18 protein-coding genes are annotated in these 19,972 nt (G+C 51.3%); 6 read left to right on the top strand and 12 right to left on the bottom strand.

Annotated elements, in window-relative coordinates; translation table 11 throughout:
• Nucleotides 1-8 precede the first annotated feature (8 nt).
• The 7 genes from CRO74_RS22340 to CRO74_RS22310 form a co-directional block, all read right to left on the bottom strand.
• Nucleotides 9-830 carry a tetratricopeptide repeat protein gene (locus tag CRO74_RS22340; RefSeq protein WP_097129104.1) on the bottom strand — a complete coding sequence of 274 codons (822 nt, stop codon included), beginning with the start codon at nt 828-830 and terminating at the stop codon, nt 9-11.
• A complete protein-coding gene (locus CRO74_RS22335) occupies nt 827-1,957 on the bottom strand; it encodes a hypothetical protein (protein ID WP_097129102.1) in 1,131 nt (376 codons plus the stop codon). Before CRO74_RS22335 ends, CRO74_RS22340 begins: the two co-directional genes overlap by 4 nt.
• Before the next feature lie 135 nt (nt 1,958-2,092).
• Nucleotides 2,093-3,082 carry an AAA family ATPase gene (locus tag CRO74_RS22330; protein WP_097129101.1) on the bottom strand — a complete coding sequence of 330 codons (990 nt, stop codon included), beginning with the start codon at nt 3,080-3,082 and terminating at the stop codon, nt 2,093-2,095.
• A 113-nt stretch (nt 3,083-3,195) separates the two neighbouring features.
• Nucleotides 3,196-4,380, bottom strand: a complete 1,185-nt coding sequence (locus tag CRO74_RS22325; protein WP_097129099.1) for a DUF4350 domain-containing protein — start codon at nt 4,378-4,380, stop codon at nt 3,196-3,198.
• A gap of 30 nt (nt 4,381-4,410) precedes the next feature.
• Complete coding sequence (locus CRO74_RS22320) at nt 4,411-5,247, bottom strand: DUF4129 domain-containing protein (protein ID WP_097129097.1); 837 nt, start codon at nt 5,245-5,247, stop codon at nt 4,411-4,413.
• Nucleotides 5,231-6,121 carry a DUF7847 domain-containing protein gene (locus tag CRO74_RS22315; protein WP_097129095.1) on the bottom strand — a complete coding sequence of 297 codons (891 nt, stop codon included), beginning with the start codon at nt 6,119-6,121 and terminating at the stop codon, nt 5,231-5,233. Before CRO74_RS22315 ends, CRO74_RS22320 begins: the two co-directional genes overlap by 17 nt.
• The gene (locus tag CRO74_RS22310; protein WP_097129093.1) at nt 6,114-7,061 is read right to left on the bottom strand and encodes a stage II sporulation protein M; all 948 of its coding nucleotides are present in this window, start codon (nt 7,059-7,061) and stop codon (nt 6,114-6,116) included. The genes CRO74_RS22315 and CRO74_RS22310 overlap by 8 nt, the downstream gene beginning before the upstream one ends.
• Nucleotides 7,062-7,232: 171 nt before the next feature.
• On the opposite strand from CRO74_RS22310, the gene CRO74_RS22305 reads away from it, so the two are divergent.
• Together CRO74_RS22305 and CRO74_RS22300 are read left to right on the top strand one after the other, a co-directional pair.
• Nucleotides 7,233-7,928 carry an RDD family protein gene (locus CRO74_RS22305; protein WP_097129092.1) on the top strand — a complete coding sequence of 232 codons (696 nt, stop codon included), beginning with the start codon at nt 7,233-7,235 and terminating at the stop codon, nt 7,926-7,928.
• Nucleotides 7,929-8,015: 87 nt separating this feature from the next.
• Entirely contained in the window at nt 8,016-9,203 is a 1,188-nt protein-coding gene (locus tag CRO74_RS22300; RefSeq protein WP_097129090.1) for a M20 metallopeptidase family protein, read from the top strand.
• A gap of 320 nt (nt 9,204-9,523) precedes the next feature.
• Here CRO74_RS22300 and CRO74_RS22295 read toward each other — a convergent pair whose 3' ends face one another.
• Together CRO74_RS22295 and CRO74_RS22290 are read right to left on the bottom strand one after the other, a co-directional pair.
• Complete coding sequence (locus CRO74_RS22295; protein ID WP_097129088.1) at nt 9,524-10,435, bottom strand: alpha/beta fold hydrolase; 912 nt, start codon at nt 10,433-10,435, stop codon at nt 9,524-9,526.
• 174 nt (nt 10,436-10,609) lie between these two features.
• On the bottom strand, nt 10,610-12,265 hold the full coding sequence (locus CRO74_RS22290; protein ID WP_097129086.1) for a cryptochrome/deoxyribodipyrimidine photo-lyase family protein: 1,656 nt from the start codon (nt 12,263-12,265) through the stop codon (nt 10,610-10,612).
• Between the two features lie 304 nt (nt 12,266-12,569).
• On the opposite strand from CRO74_RS22290, the gene CRO74_RS22285 reads away from it, so the two are divergent.
• Entirely contained in the window at nt 12,570-12,821 is a 252-nt protein-coding gene (locus tag CRO74_RS22285; protein ID WP_245877951.1) for a hypothetical protein, read from the top strand.
• Nucleotides 12,822-13,041: 220 nt separating this feature from the next.
• Here CRO74_RS22285 and CRO74_RS22280 read toward each other — a convergent pair whose 3' ends face one another.
• The 3 genes from CRO74_RS22280 to CRO74_RS22270 all read right to left on the bottom strand — a co-directional run bounded on the left by CRO74_RS22280 (nt 13,042) and on the right by CRO74_RS22270 (nt 16,884).
• Nucleotides 13,042-14,466: a carboxylesterase family protein gene (locus CRO74_RS22280; RefSeq protein ID WP_097129084.1), complete on the bottom strand. Its 1,425-nt coding sequence runs from the start codon at nt 14,464-14,466 to the stop codon at nt 13,042-13,044.
• A gap of 293 nt (nt 14,467-14,759) precedes the next feature.
• Nucleotides 14,760-16,010: a peptidase associated/transthyretin-like domain-containing protein gene (locus tag CRO74_RS22275; RefSeq protein ID WP_097129082.1), complete on the bottom strand. Its 1,251-nt coding sequence runs from the start codon at nt 16,008-16,010 to the stop codon at nt 14,760-14,762.
• Between the two features lie 421 nt (nt 16,011-16,431).
• Nucleotides 16,432-16,884: a Spy/CpxP family protein refolding chaperone gene (locus CRO74_RS22270; protein ID WP_097129080.1), complete on the bottom strand. Its 453-nt coding sequence runs from the start codon at nt 16,882-16,884 to the stop codon at nt 16,432-16,434.
• 401 nt (nt 16,885-17,285) lie between these two features.
• Between CRO74_RS22270 and CRO74_RS32245 the strand changes: the two genes are divergently transcribed.
• The 3 genes from CRO74_RS32245 to CRO74_RS22260 all read left to right on the top strand — a co-directional run bounded on the left by CRO74_RS32245 (nt 17,286) and on the right by CRO74_RS22260 (nt 19,757).
• Nucleotides 17,286-17,408: a hypothetical protein gene (locus CRO74_RS32245; RefSeq protein WP_262508241.1), complete on the top strand. Its 123-nt coding sequence runs from the start codon at nt 17,286-17,288 to the stop codon at nt 17,406-17,408.
• A gap of 158 nt (nt 17,409-17,566) precedes the next feature.
• Nucleotides 17,567-19,084 (top strand): FAD-binding protein, encoded by a 1,518-nt coding sequence (locus CRO74_RS22265; protein WP_097129078.1) that lies wholly within the window; start codon nt 17,567-17,569, stop codon nt 19,082-19,084.
• Nucleotides 19,085-19,130: 46 nt separating this feature from the next.
• Nucleotides 19,131-19,757: a hypothetical protein gene (locus CRO74_RS22260; RefSeq protein ID WP_144035965.1), complete on the top strand. Its 627-nt coding sequence runs from the start codon at nt 19,131-19,133 to the stop codon at nt 19,755-19,757.
• Nucleotides 19,758-19,972 lie beyond the last annotated feature (215 nt).

The raw sequence follows: 19,972 nt of genomic DNA, 5'->3' as shown, positions 1-19,972 counted from the left end.
AAACAGGTTCATTTTGTACGTTTAAGTTCATTAAGGACTTCGTCAATTTCTTCTTCATAAACAGGATTAGCGTCATCTTCCTGATAATCGCCGGTGCGTTCGGCGCGTAGGGCTTTGTAAAAGAAAGACGCATCCTGAAAGGCCGTTCGGGCTTCGGTGAGCCGATTGAGTTGTTGAAGAGCGCGACCTTTTTGGTAAGCAACCAGCGCACTTTTGGAGTAGTTTTTAGCCGCTTTCTCCAGGTCGACAAGTGCTTTTTCAGCCTGATTAATGGCGATATAGCTGACAGCCCTGCTCACAAAATGCCGATAGTTGACCCATTCCTCGCCATGTTTTGTCGCCAGCGAGTCGATGCCGACGCTGAAGTGATAAAGTGCTTTCGGGTGATCGCCGAGGCTGCGATACGTTAGCCCCAGCAGGTAACTGACCGGATTGTTGCCGATCATATCGTCGAAGCTGGCCGTCAGGGCATCATAAGCTTGCAGGTGGTGCAGGGCGCGGGGATAATCGTGAAGTCGGGAGAGATAGTTCTCGCCAATAAACCCATGTTCTTTCGGGAAACGGCTGGCCATTTTCTCCATCCATGCCGTTGCTTCCTCAAAGTTCTGCTGCGCAAGGTAAGTGAACACCCGACCGCGATAGGTTTGGGCTGAGTTTTCGGACGCGTCGAGTTTGTCCATTACTACGCCCCGCCGTCCGGATATGAAAAAAGGAATGCCCATCGGTTGTCGATTGTTTGCCAGCATAACCGAGGACCACCTTACCTGATAATCCCCACCCTGAGCGAATACCGTGGTCGATAAGAGACAGAAAAACACCAGTTGTTTCATGGCAGTATATCGGTTATCTGTCCGTCCTTGAGCCGGAGCGTGAGTGAAACCGCCGTGTCGTACGTTTGTTCAGCAGAGGCTTTCCCGGGGTGTAGAAATGAATTGACCGCTAGGTGGTTCCGGCATAGGGTAAGTAGCTGAGTGGTTAGTTGGCTATCGAACACTTTTGGACAGTAATCTTCTCCAACCCCCTTCACCTCGAATAAGCCGCTTTGTCCGGCGCAGTTCACCACAAACTTTATTGTTAAAAGCCCGGACTGCTCCTTTTGGCTGACTGGCTGATAATAGGTGGTGAGTAGCTGATTGAGCTCATATTGCCGGGCTGTCTGGCTCAACCGGGTGGTTTGCCATAGGGGTTGAAAACAAGCTGAACACGTCTGGAAACCTATAGCTTGACTGGTTTCGTTGGGCGACAAGTTGCGTACCAGCCGGAACGTTTCCATCGCAACCGCACAGCCGTTCCAGCCAATGGCCTGCATTTGGTTTGGCCTGACATTCGTAATTTGCCACAACGGTTTATAGCCGCCCTCCCGATTATATTGGTTACCGGAAACAACTAGAAAGACGGACTTGCCAAACGTTGCCAACCGCCAAAAATGCGCTGTACGCTGTCTGGTTATGGGATTTTCCAGACTAACCTGCCCATTGGCATACAGATAAACAGTCAGGTTGTCCGATTGCCAGATACGACCGTTCAACTGCCTATAGGTACTGGCAGAATCAAGGGCAACGTCAGAGAACCGGCGGAAAACCATTGGAAACGTCGTGCCGATTCGCAGTAAATTGTCTTGTACGTTCACCAGCCGGGGGGCGAAGTGAATGGTGTCCAGCCGCACCCGATCGCCCTCAATTGCCCAGGTCGATTTCTTTGCATTCGCCGAGCCATCCACCATGCCCAGTTGATACGAACTATCAGCCGATAACCGAATATAGGTCGGGAGTGGGCAGTTAAAATTTGTGTCCAGTTCCGTATGAACGCCAATCCAGGTGCCGGTGAGCTGTTCCCGCGTTTGGCCTTTTGTGAGTGAAGAATGAAGAATGAATAGTGAAAAATAGAGACACCATCGACCCGCTCTCAACCAACGGGCTGACTGGAAAGGGTGGACGGTATGTGGCCTGTTTTTCATGGTTTCTGCCTTGGACTGCGCCTACCCCTGGACTGCGTCTGCCCCCGGATTGCATCCGGGGTTATCAATAGTCAACCCTTTCAGGGTTGGTTTGTAGTAGGAGTGAATGACATGAAGGGTACTTATCGTGGATAGTCATCGGGGAACTTCAATTTTCTGGACGAGTTGGGTGATGACCTCATCGGCGGTACCGCCTTCCATCTCGCGCTCGGGGGTGAGCAATACGCGGTGGCGTAATACGGAGGGGGCCAGTTCCTGAACGTCTTCGGGCGTAATGAAATCGCGGCCCCGGAGCGTAGCCAGAGCTTTCGCGCTGTTGAGCAACGCAACCGACGCACGGGGAGACGCACCCAGATAAAGCGACTTGTTCGTTCGGGTCGACTGCACGATCTGTGCAATGTAATCAAACAACTTATCTTCTATGTGTACCTGATGGACCTGCCCGCGTAGGCTAGCCAGTTGCTCGGCAGTCAACACCGGCTGAACGGCGTCGAGGGCGTCGTTCAGGTTTCGCCGACCGGCGCTCTGCCGCTGGTGATGCCCCCGCAAAATGTCGGTTTCTTCATTCCCGACCGGGTAGCCCACGACGATCTTGAACAGAAACCGGTCGAGTTGTGCTTCGGGCAGCCGGTAGGTGCCTTCCTGTTCAATAGGGTTTTGCGTCGCCAGCACCATAAAGGGCTCATCGAGCGGGTAAGTTGTGCCATCATTCGTCACCTGCCGCTCTTCCATCACCTCAAATAATGCCGCCTGTGTTTTGGCCGGTGCCCGATTGATCTCATCGATCAGCACCAGGTTGGAGAAGATAGGCCCTTGCCGGAATGTAAAATCACCCGTTTTCGGGACAAAGACCGAGTTGCCCAACACATCCGACGGCATTAGGTCGGGCGTGAACTGAATGCGGCTAAAGCCCACCGACATGGTTTTCGCCAGCAATTTTGCCATCAGGGTTTTGGCTACGCCGGGCACGCCTTCAATAAGCACGTGGCCATCGGCGAGCAGGGCGGTTAGCAACAGGTCGATGGTTTGGTGTTGCCCAATAATAACCTTACCGACTTCGGCACGGATGGCGTCGACGGAGGCCGTCAGGGAAGTAAGATCGATACGCGTTTGAAAGGAGTCCATAGGGTGTCAGAACCGGGATTTTTGTGATTTTTTTGACTGACTATGAATTCTGTGAGCAGCTTTCCTGGAAAGCAAAAATCATGGCCAGTCAAAGAAATCACATAAATCCCGGTTCAGAGAGTTTGTTTAAAATTTTCCATTACCTGATTTAACGTAAGCAAATCAAATTCCGAAAGCGTAATGCTCCGTTGGGCGTCTCGCAGGATTCGCACCAGCTCGGACGTTTCATCCAGCGAAGCACCACTTTTCCGGGCCAGCGCTTCCGTGAAGTCTTTATCTAAAACCGTTGTATTTAGTCCATACCGTTCGCGAATATCGGCCAGAAAGTACTGAATTTTCTTGCGAGCCAGGTTTTCATGGTCACCCTGCTGGAAATACATCTGACCGATGGTCTTCACGAAATCCAGCGATGTGTTCTGGGGCGGCTCAACAACCGGAATGATTCGCTGGGTCCGTTTGCCGACGAAAATCGCGTAGAAAATCAGGCCAAATACTACCAGATAATACGCCCAGTTAAGGGCTGGCTGCGACCGGATGTACCGGAAGATAGACTGCTGATCTTCATCGAATCGTCCCTGCTTCTGAAATTCATCCCAGTAAGTTGGCTGAGCGGGTAGATACGATAACGCTTTAAACGCATAATCGGACGTTTTCTGTCCCAGGACGTAATAATTGCTAAAAGCCAACGGTAAGTTATGAATGAAAAACTGCCCTTTCCCGAACTGAATCCTGATGAAAACCGGCTCCTTACGGGCATTTCGGCCCAGTACCGTTACCTGTTGTGGGTTCTTGATTGCGAGAAAGTTGCGTCCGTCATCGTACGCAAAATTATAGCCGACGGACTTTCGTAAGGCTGGATTGACAAAGTTCTGGCGCAGGGTCGAATCCGCTTTAGTCGGATCTTTCACTTCGGCTTTAAACCCCAGTACTTTGCCCAGCGAATCGGGCAGGTCATAGGCCGAAATAAAGACGCTGTTACCCCGCCTGACGTAGTTGAACAACTGTTTCAGATCATTCCGGTCGGCGTTGAACTCCTGGCAGATCAGTATATAATTGCTGGACGCAGGCAACCTGGTTTCAGTCAGGAAGTTATAAACCGGTAAACGAGTCTCGTTTATCGCCGAGGGTTTCATTACATCGGGCAGTAGGTCGAACAACGCCTGTGTGCCAAACGGAATTTTGTCGTCGTTCTCGTAAGTTGGCCGCCAGTCGATGGGCTTCGGACGGTAATACTCGAAGAGTGAGTAAGCCGTTATCGTAGCCAGCAGAATAAGCAGATATTTATTGGGTTTCAGCAAAAGAGCGGGTGCCGGATGGCCGGTCAGTTCTTACGTTATTATTTGTTTATTAGCCCGATTAAACGCTATGAAGCTGGTTTGCAAGGCAGCAAACTGGGTTTCGTCGATGGGAAAATCGCCGTACCAGGTAAATTCAAACTGTCGGGTAAGGCTTTCAAAATCTGGCTGGAGCGATGAATTGGCTAATTCATAAACGTACTGCCGATTAGTTTTGTCGGGCTTGTACTGAATACGGCCCGTATCGCTCAGGTACTTGAGCGTTTGCAGATACAGTAACCGAACGGCCAGCCGGAAATTACGCTGGCTGACAGCCTCATCAACGGCCGCGTCGAAGTTGATCTCATGAATATTCTCAGCCAGGTTTTCGTACGCCAGATCGACCGACTGCGCTTTCTTCGAAAACAGAAAATCGAGTACTTCTGCTTTCATGAGGAGGTAGATGGCCGTACCGGCAATCGCTACCAAAAGCACATACTGCCAAACGTTCTGGTAAGCCTCGCTGGCCAGAAAGCTGCCTATTTTGCGCATGAGCCATACCCAGAAACGGGCCAGCGGGTTTTCGGGCGGAGGGGCATCATTGGTATATTGGTAGTCGTGGTCGGTTTGTTTATCGCGCAGATGCTCCGGGGTCGGGTAACGCACACGCATGGGAGCGCGGTCGTCGCGGGCATTGATCACGACGGGCTTTACGGCAGTTGAGTCGAATGGTTTCGTCTGGGCCAAGGCTACTACCGGCAATGCCAGCAGTATTAGGCAAAGCCAGTACGTAACCTGCCTGAATGGGCCGGAAAACCGTACTGCGACGGCAAACCGTTCGTAAACCGTGCCGCAGTCGCGGCCTGTTCGTAACTCAATACGCTCCTTCATCCGTTGCACGGGGTTGGGTTGGTGACGTGCCAATGGAGTCAATGGCCGAGAATAGCCCCCGGCCTTCCTGCCGTTCTATCAAATTTGTGTACTGAAAACCAATGGCTATGTAGAGTATAACGTTCAAGAGTGTTCGGCCTACGATGTTGATCACATTGCCAAGTATAAGCCATACAACAGACACATCGGGCAGTAGTTTGGCACCCGTAAAAAAGGCGATAATGGCGGTAGGGGCAGCAAAGAGAAAGCCGATGATGCTGACAATGATGCCCATGACCAGAATAAGCCCGAAGGTAGACCACCACTTGTCGCGGATGAGCTTAAAACAACGGTCCCAGGTGGTGCCAAAATCGGCCCCTTCAAACACCGCAACAGCCAGAGACAACGACAGAACGACGGCCACGTAGATGCCCGGTATAAAAAGAAACATAAACCCAACACCGATAATGATGGAGTTCAACAGCGAAATAACCAGTGCCCGCCCGATTACCGGCTGAACTTCTGCCCAAATATCGGGAACGCTTATGTCCGTGCTTTTTGTCCGGTTGTAAAGTTTCATGTGGGTGTAGGTCGTCAGAATAACCGCTACGTTGGCCAGCAGACTAAACAACATGGCTACCCAGAAAGCGGGTGAGAAAACCTGGCCCATTATCCGAAAAGCGGCCATTGGATCGTTTGGATTGGCGTTGTCCGAGTTGCTCATAAGATGCAGCATATTCGATTGCATCACACCGGATGCAATACCCGCCACCAGGGCTACGGGTCCGACAATGTAGAGCAGAGCCAGTCCCAGGCTGCGCATGTTCTGAATAACGTACTGAAACGTGGCATTGATCTTATTGCCGAAATCGCGCTGTTCGAAGAGTTCAATCATGGTTTATTGTACGGTTAAGGGAGATAGGATACAGAACAAAATACCAAATAATGAAAGCGGCCGAAACCAGAATGATACTGCCGCTCACAAGGGGCGGCAGGGTTAGCCGCGTGACAAAACTCTCAAGAAAACCCGCCATGATGAAAACCGGCACCAGCCCAACGGCGATTTTGAGCCCCTGTTTAATACCCCGCTTGAAGGACTCCAGCCTGGAGTAGGTGCCCGGAAACAACAGGCTGTTACCCACCGTCAGACCCGCACAACCGGCAATGATGATGGCCGAGATTTCGAGCGTACCATGAATCCAGATTTTCAGGATGGAGTCGAGCAGTAGCCCCCGTTCGTAGAAAAAGTACTGAAAAGCGCCCAGCATAACCCCGTTGTAAAAGAGCATCGCCATGGTGCCGAACGAAGCGAACAGCCCGAAAATAAACGTTCGGAAGGCCACGTAAATGTTGTTCAGCGTAATCTGGACAAACATCGTCGATTGGTCGCTGCTGTTATAAACGCCCAACGGATCGCCCTTTTGGATGTTTTCGAGCGTCATATTGACGTAGGCATCGCCCAGGATGAGCCGAACAAAGGTATTGTCGTGCGCGGCCGACAGCCAGCCAAGAATACCCGCTGCCAGAAAAATACCCGCCGATACCGCCAGCAATTTGTGCGACTGCCGGAACAGGAGCGGCAGTTCGTATTTCCAAAACGTAATAAATCGACTACGGTCGTCGCGCCGGTTCTGCATCAGACCCCGGTGCATCTGAGCCGCAAGTCCGTTCAGGTAGCGCGTTACGTTCGAATCGGGGTAGAACGTACGGGCGTAGGACAGATCGTCGGTCAGTTCCACGAAGCGTGCCGTCAGTTCATCGGGGTCGCGGGTGGGGTTTTGCTCGATGTCGCGCCATTTGTCCGTGTTGCGTTTAACGAAAAGAGCTTCACGCATGAGAGTCGTACCGGGTTAGTTGTTTGTATGGAGTAGGAAACGGTAAGGTACTGGCGGGTAAGGTAGCTAAGTTAGCCAGTGCAATGTAGCCATAAGCAGGTTTTTCATAAAAAGTTTTTGAGGAAAGGGGCTTACTGACGACTTTTGACCTTTGACTCATGACTCTCACGCATGTCTGTTGCCATCCATACCTCCCAAAACGTTTTACTGGAATACGAACCGGCCAGCATTGGCGAGCGAATTCTGGCCGCCATGCTCGATTATCTGGTTATTTTTGGGTGGGCTCTGCTTGTTTTTGGCATCCCGGCCAGGCTGAGCATAACACCGGGTACGTTTTATTCAATTCTGGCACTGTCGCCGGTTTTATTCTATGATTTATTTTCCGAGTGGCTGCTGAACGGGCGGAGTATTGGCAAGATCGCGCTGGGAATTCGGGTAGTCATGTTGGACGGGTCGCAGCCCGGTATAGGCGCTTACCTGCTCCGGTGGGTACTACGCATTGTTGAATCCGTAGGCTTTCTCGGTGGTGTTGTGCCCATTATTACAGTAGCGGCTAATGGTAAAGGGCAGCGGCTGGGCGATATTGCTGCCGGAACAACCGTTGTCAAACTAAAGCCCGACGTTTCGCTGGACGATGTGCTGATTCAATCGTTACCTGAAACGTACGTGGTTCAGTTTCCGGATGTACGCTTGTTGTCTGACCGGGATATGGGTATTGTCCGTCATATTCTCCGGCAGGGTGATGAACTGGCCATTCAACGGACCGCCGATAAAATTAAAGAGGTAACCGGTATCCGGAGCGATTTGCCAAATTGGACCTTTCTGGAAACGGTTGTCTCCGATTATCAGTTTATAACCATGCAGTAACGCGGCTGGAAAGCCGCCGTATCGAACCGCTCTGGCGGGTTCGTTTAATCATTTATAAAGGGCCAAACAGAGCTTGGCCCAGCCTTTATGCTCGATTCAATCAAATCCCTTGCCCGTCAATACGCGGCCGATATTGTCCAGACCCGCCGACACCTACACGCGCATCCCGAACTCTCTTTCCACGAGCGAAATACGGCCCGCTTTGTGGCCGATCAACTCAAAGCTATTGGCATAACCCCGCAGGAAGGCGTGGCCGACACCGGCTTAGTGGCCATTGTTGAAGGGCGAAACCCCGGTAGTCGCGTGGTTGCGCTTCGGGCCGATATGGATGCCTTGCCCATTCACGAGGCCAACGACGTGCCGTATAAATCGACCGTTGAGGGCGTTATGCACGCTTGCGGGCACGATGCGCACACGGCTAGTTTGCTGGGTGTAGCGCGGATTCTGCACGTACTGCGCGATCAGTTCGACGGCACCATAAAGCTGGTTTTTCAGCCGGGCGAAGAGAAAGCACCGGGTGGCGCATCGCTCATGATTAAAGAAGGAGTACTGGAAAATCCGGCACCTGTGAGCATGATCGGTCAGCACGTAGCACCGAATATTCCGGTCGGTAAAATCGGTTTTCGCGAAGGCATGTACATGGCCAGTACGGATGAGCTATACCTGACCGTTCGCGGAAAGGGAGGTCACGCGGCTATGCCCGATAATCTGGTCGATCCGGTCCTGATTGCTTCGCACATTATTGTAGCCTTACAGCAGATTATCAGCCGCAATCGGCCACCGGCGAGCCCATCGGTACTGTCGTTTGGCCGCTTCATTGCCGATGGTGTTACGAACGTTATCCCCAACGAAGTGACCATTCAGGGCACGTTCCGGTGCATGAACGAAGAGTGGCGCGAAGAGGGTAAAAAACGCATGGTCAAACTGGCCGAAGGCATTGCCGAAGCCATGGGCGGCTCCTGCGAATTCACCATCGTTCACGGTTACCCATTCCTGAAAAACCACCCCGAACTCACCCGGCGCGTGCGTTCGCAGGCAGTCGAGTACATGGGTGCGGATAACGTCGTTGACCTTGACTTATGGATGGCGGGCGAAGATTTCGCGTTTTACTCGCAGGTCGTCGACTCGTGTTTTTACCGGCTCGGTACCCGCAACGAAGCGCGGGGCATTGTGTCAGGTGTTCACACGCCTACCTTCGACATCGACGAATCGTCGTTAGAGACCGGTGCAGGACTCATGAGCTGGCTGGCGGTGCAGGAGCTGCGGGTTGTGTAGGTAAGGCCGATGGCGAAATTCTAACCAACTTTTTCGCCATCCAGTACCAATTCTCCAACTCGGATTAGCTCAAATACTTGTTGGTCCATATCGTTGGCAAATTCAACTCGCCCAACTAATTCAAGGTTTTCGTGGACGAAATCGTTAAAACTTTAAATTGTACTTATTCGAGAAGTAGCCAATAATTTCTTTCCCAGACTCGAAGAGTCAAAAATGGTCTATTTAGAATATGACTTTAGCTGGTTTAACCGCACTAGTCCAACGAAATACCCCCTGAATCGTTGCAGGCATCGTAGAGGCCTTCGTGATCAGATGTGACCTTATCGTTTCATGCCAAACGTGAGAAATAGGCCTACCAACACCACCGCAACACCCACACCAAGAAAGACTTTTCCGGTAACTTCAGACTCTTTTGCCCCCGTAGGAACTGGTGGTTGAGGCTCGTAGCGACCCTCCGTAACGGCCAGTATCAGCGCCACGGTTTCAGCCGGTACATCCAGTTGCGGCACGTGGCCACAATTCGAAAACCAATGAAGCTGTGCGTCAGGAAACAACGCCAAGGCCCGTTTCGCCTGGCTGGGCGGACAAATCCGGTCCTGACGCCCCCAGCCAATGACCAGGTTGGGGATAGAGCCAAGTGGCGCTCCCGCCTGCGGGGGACCATGAGCCAGACTATCCAGGAGTTTGGTAAAGCTGGGAGTGGGCAAAAACTCCCGAAATTCATTCAGGGCAACTTGAGCCGGGATCGTCCAGGGATGGGCCGAAAATTGAGCGAACAATAGCGTTCGGCTCACCGGATTGCTCACCAGGGGTGGTAAAATCGGTTGGATGAGGCTGGATAATTGAGCCGATAACCGAACCGATTGGTAGAAATAGGCCACCTGCCAGCCTTGCCAGAACCCACCCGGATCCAGGGATACGACCGCCCCGACCACATTACCCCGCCGGGCTAATTCAAGCACCAGCCTGGCTCCCATCGAGTTGCCGACGGCATCAATGCCCAGGAGTTGGTGCTGAGTTAAGAAATCGGTTACCGCATCGGCCAGGGTAGGAATGGATACCTCCCCGACCAGGGCAGGTGACTGCCCGAAACCGGGCAAATCCACGGCAATCACCTCCCGCTGGGTGGCCAACTCATCGACAATCAGATCCCAGGCCTTTAAGGAACTCCCCAGGCCATGGAGCAGTAACAGCGGTTTACCGGCACCACGCCGGACATAATTCAGGAACATACGTAGTGGTCAGTAAATCTTAAGTTTGCGCGAATCAACGTACTATGAACAGCCACCGGTGCATATAGTTTAGAGCGGGCGGACTGGCTACCTTTTACGGGCTACTACAGACTTAAACATGTCTTGTCCTGAAAGCCAGAAATAGGTCTTTAGTAGTGACCCCGTTTTTTCAGATTAATTAATCGACGGCTTTACCAGCGGCTTCTTCTCCGATTTATGCCCCGTCTTTTTGGGTCGATCCGTAACCGGCAGGCTGTGCTTGGTCAAAATCCGGGTCTGCTCGGCTTGGCCCACCTCCGTCTGGCGAGGCTGGTGGAGGTGGATGCGGGCCTGACGGGCCATTACGGGGGCATCAATAATGGGAGCGGGATAGTCAACGCCGATTTGAAAGTGCTCCATGGCCTGTTCCAGCGGAGGCATCGTCCACGGCTGGTGAATGTAAGCCTGAGGACAGTTGGCCAATTCGGGCACCCATTGTCGGATGAACACGCCCTGCGGGTCATGATCCTGCGATTGCTTGACGGGGTTATAAATGCGGACTGTATTAGTGCCCGTCATGCCTGACTGCATCTGGAGCTGGGCGTAATGGATACCCGGTTCGAAATCGGTGTAGAGCCGGGCCATATGCCAGCCCCCTTCCTGCCAATGCTGAAACAGATGGTGGGTCAGAAACGACGTTAACATCGCCCGCATCCGGAAGTTGATGTAGCCCGTGGTGGCCAGACAACGCATACACGCGTCGATGAGCGGATACCCAGTGCGACCATCACGCCAGGCGGCATAGTGATCTGGATTCGTGTTTTTTTGAAGCGCATCGAATGCCCGGTTCACATTCTCAAACTCCATGCGCTCTTCGCCCTCGAACTTTTGAATGAAATGGCAGTGCCAGCGTAGCCGGGAGGCAAAAGCTGCGAACTGCCTCCCCACGCCCACCAGTAGCGTATTTTTGGCGGCCTGTTGCTGAGCCTGGTACACCTGCCGGATGCTCAGGCAACCCCAGGCCAGGTAGGGCGACAGGCGGCTACACCCTCGTCGGCTTTCGAGGGGTTTGGAAATGGAAGCTGCGTACAAGGCGATTCGCTCCTGGAGGAAGCTGGCCAGGTACCGATGCCCATTGCGTTCGCCACCGGGCTGAAACGACAAATTTGGCACCTGCCACTTTGCCGGGAGGCTCGGTCCGCGCTCGCTCTCAAACCACCTCAGGGGCACATTGGCCGGGTACCAACGGGTTAGGTCCGGATGTTGTTGGGGGCTCTGCATGATCTGCTGCCACTGAGTCGCCCAGGTATCCCGATTTTTCAGGCGTCGAATCACACCATTATTCTGGAACTCGTGCCAGCCAATTCCCTGCCCGCGGCAAAACTGCGCAACGGCTTTGTCCCGCTCGTAGGTTACGGCCAGACCCGTTTCCTGGTGGGAGAAGAGGGTGCCAATGGTAAACTGGGTCTGCAAAGCGGTCAACACATCTACTACTTCCCGGTGAAATACCCAAACGGCGGGAGGGCCTGTTTCCGGTGGGCTGTCATCGGCCTGATCCTCGAAGTCAAACGGTAACCACTCGTGCACCAGGCGGGGCGTCTCTGACGGAGCCGCTGGAGTCACCGCTGCCAGCTGCTGCTGGAGATCGCTTAAGCATTCGTGCACAAATCGCCAGTGGCGGAGATCATAATTGGGATCGGCCATGAGCGATGGCTCGAAACAATACAGCAGGAGTAAAGGCCGTCTGGGCGCGCGTTGTCCCATGGCAATAGCTGCCTGTAAGGGGGCATGGTCGTGTAGACGCAGGTCCCGCTTGAACCAGAGTACGTTAATGAGTGGTCGGTTGAGCATGGAGCAGGGTAGCGTTACGGTTTTGGCAACGAGTTGACTTTGACACGGTGTGGAACGGGTTTTCCGGGAGGTAATAACGCTATGAGTAAGGGGGGTGTTTTTAAGATGGAGACCATGCTGAGAATTTTAGTAAAATCGCTTATCCGTAGCCTGGGTATGCTGGTTAAGCAGGTTGTAGCTGGTAGCCGACCCGAGTTCAACCGCGCAACCGATTCGGCAGTTCTGAAAAGACACCCACCCCATACCAATAAACAATCGAGGTCGCTCTCAGGTTGTTCACCCACCAACTAGCGAAACAAATACGATGAGCAAAGGAGCAACTCAACCTACTGTGCGGGAAACTGCCGACGAGACGAAGAAGTACGAATTAGACACTAACTTACCCGACGAAGCTCAGGGAAAAACCGCTCGGGGCAAGCATAAGAGCAAGCAGAGCACCGAAGATGAGCACGATGCAACCGGCTCAGTCGAAAACGCCCATCAAGGGGGCCACGGGCATTCAGGGCACAGTAGCAGCCGGAGTGGTAGTGACTCGAACGCAGAAAAAGAGAATTAATGACCAGGTAATTCCCCTGGTCGCTTAGGCTGACTGTCATGAACCGAAAGCCGATCATTTCTTTGTCAGGATCAAGAGAGTAGAAGTCGTTGATGGAGTTGGCTCATAGGGGCAACCTGTCAACGACTTCTACTCGTTGGTAGCCTCTGTACATATCATTGTTCGGGTTATCTATTAATATGTTTTCCGAAAATCATTCGAAGGGTTTTTTTAATACACCTTAGATTTTACTTGCCTTTGATGGGTTCACTTGTTTTTGGGCAAAGAGCCAGTCTAACAAACCAGGCGTCTTTATGACTTCCTCCCAAATGCCGTGAGCGGCATCAGGATACTCCGTATAGCGGGGAGCACCACCTGCTTTTTTTAACGCCGTAACCATCTCGCGAGAGCCGCTGACAGGTACATTCAGGTCTTTAGCCCCGTGAAAAGCCCAAACTGAGATCCCAGCCATACCAGGAGCCTGACTAGGATCGCCTTCTCCACAGACCGGAATGGCGGCCGCAAACAACGCCGGGTGCGCGCCAATCAGATGCCAGGATCCATAACCGCCCCGAGACACGCCCGACACGTAACGCCGTTGGGCATCAATCGAAAACGCCTTGTCCAGCGAACGAATGGCCTCAATAGTCAGGGGGGCTACGGAAGGAGTATTGGCCACTCCGCCCCAGCCAGTATGAGGTGGACAGCGGGGCACAAATACAAAAGCAGCATACTTGCGCCTGTTTTCATCCGTGGCTAACCATTTGGCAATTGGACAAGCATCGATCTGGCGGGTATTGTCTGACCAGCAGGTGTAAGGCAGACCAACCACCAGCGGATAGCGTTTACGGGGATCGTAGTCAAGCGGCTTCATTATTCGGTATAGCAAGGTATCCCCCTGGGGACCGATATAGCGCCCCTCCTCAAACGACTGGGCCAGGGTCGTTTCCCGGGCAGAAACATGCGTGTGGCTATAGTTATCTCCGATCAGCTGGATAGCAAGTATCGTGGTAGAAAGAGCCAGAATCGCAACCATCGCCTGGGCCATCAGTAATCTAGCCGGTAAGTTGATGGGTTCCTTATCGCTTGAAACCCGATTTAACTCATCAATGAAATTAAACAGCAGGAGAACCGGAATGATCCGATCAGCCAGGGCGAGATACTGCTGGATAAAATCGAGTGTGGCGTTTGGAGGGTAGGGGGGTATATCCTTAAACCACATCAGGGCTGCCACCTGTAATCCGGACAGGATAGCCACGACACTACCTGCCCACTTAAGCCAGGGTCTGCTCCCCGCCCGAGAAGTAGCCAGGGTGGCCCCATACACTAGCGAAGCCAAAACGCCCATCAATATAACTACCCTGGGATACTGACCAAGCAGCGGGTAGAGGGTTGCGAGCAGCAGATAGAGAAGCGTCGCCAGCGAAATGATTGTCGTTACCAGCCCCGTCCAGAAAGCCGCTTTGAAGCCTTTGTGGTGATAATAGGTCAGGAGCAGACAAGCTGTGATGAGTGCAATGAAGTCGCCCACCAAAAACCAGCTCCGAAACGAGGCCAGCCTGTAGAGATCAACGCCCCGCTGAACATGGAGCCAGCTTTGAAACAAGCCAGCCGCCAGGGAGAGCCCTAGGCTAGCGCAAATGGTTTTGTAGAAGGATTTTCTCATAAAGCCAGGCGTTAAGCCACAAAGACATTATCCTCACAGCTTTACTAAGCCTGCAATTCTATAAATAGTACAGCATCAACTGGTGTAGTGGTCCTGACGGGTTTGCTGACGGGTAGCCCGTGCTGGTGGACCGGCTGCTGTGCCATTCGGTATAGCTTTATGACTCAACACCTGATCGACTACAGGTAATAGTATAAAGCCCACTGAATCTTGCAGAAAGAGCCTTTTAAGAGATTACATTTTTGTAGGCGATTTTCCATATCCGCACTTGTACAGCAAAAATAGAGGGCCATTTATCGATCGGTAGATCCTGTAAGTAGTGCAGGTAGAGGAAGAGTCGGAAGTAAATAATTCTCTTCCTTCCAGAACGTGGCGCTAGTCTGGTCAAAAGAGGACATCGTCATCTTACTGTAATCAACCAATTGATCAGCCGTGAAGGGCTTTGTATCATCATCCCCTTCCTGACGACGAGTCACCACAAAATCGATTCGGGACTGAAATGCAGATGACGAGGGAATATGCGAAAACGTATTCTCGATACTGCCACTCTGAAAAGACCAAGAATCACCAAATTTGCTGTAGTTAGCCACATAGCTACGCTTGCTTAAATGGGTTGAATACACTTGATTGTTCAGACTTTTGTTCAATAAACTAAGGCCTCGCTCGGCCAACTCATACTCGGCACGCACAATCGCTAAACCTTCTTTTGTCAAGAATAATCTACCGACAAAATAACCACTTGTCTTATAGAAACTGCGAGGTTTGAAGTTGATTACATAAACCCATTGACCGCCTATCATCGTCTGACTAGTCAGTTCAAAAATATAATCTTTATTAAGCTGACCATTCCGAAACAGGAACTCTTGATATTTAACAATGTCCAGCATATTGCTGCCCCAAGGCCCTGGCGTTAGTACCGGAATTTTGAAGGCCGTCAGGGGCTTACGTTGCCCTTTGATAAAGTGAATTTGATCGCTCTTCTTGGTGAACGAGTAGGCTGGCTTATAAATATCAATTAGGCCCTCGGCATAAGAAACACACAAATTAGGACTTTGCTCATTGATCGTCTCTCGATAAAAGCCACGCAACAACGTTGGTTTTCTAGTATAATTTTTACCAATTGCCCCCACGGCCTTTAGTAAAGTATCTCTAGCCTGAAACGATTTTTCCAGACTGAAATACGTGTCAGTTGGAGAAGTTGCTACTTGTAAAGCATTGAGTCGAATAAGCGTATCAGTTAAGGCTAGTCTGAGCAAGGGTACTTGCTTTAACTGGTAGTTGAGAGCTAGAAGGCTCAAGGTATCCTGCTTGAGCGGTTGGGGTATACTGAGTTCAAAATACCCTTGGCTATTGGTTTCATTACTGACTTGCCCATTAGCGACCGAAAGGGTGACAAAGGGGATGGGCTGGCCGGTGATGGCATCCATAACTTGCCCATGAATGGTATACCCTGTTTGAGCATATACACTACTAGAATAGACCAGCAGCATTACTAGCAGAACACTTTTGCCGATAATAGCCCTTAATTTAGATCCGTAGCTCATTCATAGATAACTGTTTATCGGAATAACTGCTTTACACCATGGAAGTTATTGAACAAGGCTAAGAAAATGCTACTAAAACGCTAGCTCAAGCCGGTAGCATTTTTCTTAGTCTCGTATGTGACGGATAGTATTGGACAAATAGTAAAAACCAGCCTTTTGTGCGGATAATAAGTCTGAGATTACAATCCGGAACCGTTGCCAGAACGGTTACTGAGTTTTGGCTGGTCATATTAGGTAGAAGAAGTATCTTTGTAAGCCTTGATTATCAAGGTTGTTGAAAATAAAATGGGACTAGAAAGGCCGCGCTCAAGCGTGGCCTTTCTAGTTATAAAATGTGTTACTAACTAGATCAGTAATTCTAAGCGTGCCGCGAAAAGAGCGTTTTATGTGCATTAAGGCATTTGGTAATCTGACACACTAATTAGGGCTTAGCCACATTGAACATTTTGCCAATTAGCTCGGCTAAATCAGCTTTAGCATTCGGCTTTTGCATTTCCTGCTTAACGAGTTGCTTTTGTTCAGGCGTCAGTACACCAACAATATCCCGCATAGATTGCCCTTTGATGGAGAGCAATTCAATAGTTGCTTTGTTCATCTGGATGGCCAGTTGTTGCCGTAGAGTTTTATCCTCTTGATCAGCTAGCATGTTGGCGTAGATCTGCTTAACGGTCTGAGCCAGTCGAAGTGCGACAGGAGCGGCTTTCTTTTCGCTTTCAGTCTGGATTCTTTTCATCGCTGCTAGCTGGTCTTTGCTTAAGTGATGAGACGTGTCAGATAGGGCCAATGCAGTCGAAGGACTCTGGGCTATTCCACGGCCAACTACTGTACAAATAAGGACGAATTGAACGAAAATAATCAACAGGTTATGTCTCATAGTACTTGTTGGAAGAGAAAAGTTGTGTGGCCTAATCAGGCTTTTGTTGACCTGACATAATATGACGGCTCTATTAGGCGGTCAACAAAAGCTTAATTTGCGAAATAAATAACCATATTTTCTAAAACGACGAAAATCAACCCATACGATTAAACAATTCCTTCCAAGTTTAGTTATGTAGTTATATTTCATTCGAAGTAGTCTTAGATGCACTTAAAACGCAGCCCTAAGCATGCACACAGAATGAAAAGAAAGCCAGGTGACTTCGTGTTGTCTGGCTTTTGTTTTTCTCCGCATGGAATTTTACTCGCCGTTGCCAGAACCAACCTGTAAACGGTCTCATAACGTAATACCAGCGTTTAGGGTTTAACATCTGCCCAATCTAATCAGTCGCTTACGTCTTGAACCGAATAGACGATTATGATCAGGCGCAGCTGATCAATGAGTTCGCCTACTTTACCCGTACTGCACTCTTAGTCCATCCGCAGCGGAGCGAAAGACGGCATGATTTCTTCGATGATTGAGGGAACGGTAAAGCAGTAGCCGATTTTTCCAATACTTTAGCGGGTAAGGTCGGGATCTTTACGCCCGGGACTGTGGGTAGGCTACCCACTGGTTTACATCGCCCGGGTTTGTTTAAGCTAATACCCTATCGAGTGCTACTTACTCAACCCCTAACGTCATGCAAAAGCTCAACTCAGTAGAAGCTATTCAGAGACCGACTCGTCACCCGCTCGTTTACCAGTTTGACCCCAGTCGCCGTTGCTGGCTAACCGATCAGGATACGACTGATCCATGCGTACCGGTTCCTCAACTGGATGGTACGCTGCTGACGAAGCCTGAAGACATCAAGCAGGCTGCCAGTGACTTTGGCCACCTGATTCACCGCGTACCGCTGGCTATACTACGGCCTGCTTCTGTGGACGATGTGATCAACATGGTGCGTTTTGCCAACCAGTTCAACATTCGGATCGCGGGCCGGGGCAATGGACATACGGCCTTTGGCCAGGCCCAGGCAGAGGCTGGCCTAATCATCGACATGCGTAGCCTTTGTCTGATCCATTTAATAGAAGCAGACCAGGTGTTGGTCGATGCGGGCGTGCTCTGGCGTGATTTATTGCAGGCCACTACCGCCGTTGGCCTGACCCCACCGGTAGTACCGGATTACACAAACTTAACCGTAGGCGGTACCCTATCCGTTGGGGGGGTGAGTGGTCGCAGCTTCCGCTACGGCGCTCAGGTCGACCAGGTAATCGAGCTACAGGTCGTTACCGGGCAAGGCGAGCTCCTGACCTGTTCGGCCCAAACCCAGGCCGACCTTTTCTACGGGGTCTTGGCTGGATTGGGCCTATGTGCCCTGATCGTGCGGGCGAGGATAACCCTGATTCCGGCTCGCCAGTATGCACGCACATACCGCTTCTTTTTTCAGGATGTTGTGCCGATGCTGACTGCCTTACGCCAGCTGACGACCAACCAGGCCTATGATTATATCCGGGGAAACGGTATGCCCCTCGCCGGGGATGCGGCAGCGTCATCAAACCCGGCCAGCCCATCAGCAATCGACTCACCAGCCCCGTTTGTTTACTTTCTGGAAGCGACCATCTTCTATGATACGATTCACCAACTACCCACCAAATCGGTGTCACCTTTAGCCTCAAGTGAAAACGAAGTTCAGCAGGAAGATCGTTCTTATTTTGAGTTTACCGATCAGGTTGTGCAGCTGTTAGTCCAACTTGATGCCGCCGGTCTGGGCCAGTTGCCTCATCCCTGGCTGGATTTGTTCATCCCTGACTCAGGCATTGATGCCTTTGTAAGCCAGACGATTGCCCGGCTTGATCCCGCGAATTTTCTACCCGGTTCGTTACTGTTATTTTATCCCTTTGACCGCAAATGGATGACATGCCCCCTGCTGCGTACCCCGGCCGAAAGTCAGTTTTTCCTCTTTGATATTCTGCGTACGCTACCGGCGGATGCGTCGATTATTCAGTCGGTGCTGGCCGAAAACCGACACTTGTACGAACAGAACCGGGCAATGGGTGGCTTTCCGTATACGATTAGCGCAATTCCCATGACCTCTGGTGATTGGATGGACCACTTTGGTGCTTTTTGGCCCCAATTAAATCAGCTAAAGCGGCAGTTTGATCCCAAGAATGTGTTGGGTGCCGGACTTTCTGTGTTTGACCAGGATAGGTCGGTCTGATTAACAGATCACGTAACTGACTTTGTCGACAATGAACCCGTTTTCCATGAAATTTTACTTACTTGTTCTCTCCTTTGCCGTTCTGCCGGGAGCCGGCCAGGCTCAGACGGTTTCGGATTCGGTGTTTACCCGACGAAACATCGTAAAATCCGGGCCGCTGTTTGTCTTTCGAAGCATTTCCCTGTTTTACGAGCGGGCCGTTTCGGAGCGGGTTTCGTGGGTTGGCGGGCTGGGCTATGGCTGGGAGTTCTACCGCTACGACAACAACAGTACCCCTGTACCATCGCCGGGCAACTACCACTTTGAGCGAATAACCGTCGAACGGCGGCACTACTTCGGTAACCGCTCTCGCGCCCCACTGAACACCTTTTGGGGAGTATACAGTCGGTTTGCCCGGCTGACAATGGATAACTATGCCTTTGATGATAAAGGTCAGTTTGTACGGAACCAGACTGGCGAACTACTCAAAGAGAAGCGACAAATCTACGTGCTGACACCGGGCGGCATGGTAGGGGGGCAAGCCAGGCTCGGTCGGCTGACCCTGGAAGCCTTCCTTGGCCTGCAAGTCCAGCTACCCAGCTCCAACCGACCTTTCTCGCCGTCGGTAGCCGAAGCCATGAGCAGTGGCGGCCTTGGGGTTCGTCTTGGACTCACTGCAGGCTACCTGTTCTGATTATTTTCGGGCCATTACACCAATAGCTCAACATGACCTTTCTTGATCACCTCTCGATTTTGTTTTTTTAGTTGCATTGCCGAATCGTACTGCCCGGGTTCTCGAATAAAACCTCACTGAGTTACTATTTCGCGTAGGTAGGAGTACTGAGAGGCAATCAATGACATTTCATTCAAAAGAGCTTTTTTTGGGACAGCGGGTTTTAATATCTGTCC

The organism is Spirosoma fluviale (assembly GCF_900230225.1).
Taxonomy (GTDB): Bacteria; Bacteroidota; Bacteroidia; order Cytophagales; family Spirosomataceae; genus Spirosoma; species Spirosoma fluviale.
The sequence above is the reverse complement of the archived record's forward strand: the minus strand, read 5'-3'. Positions and strand labels throughout refer to the sequence as shown.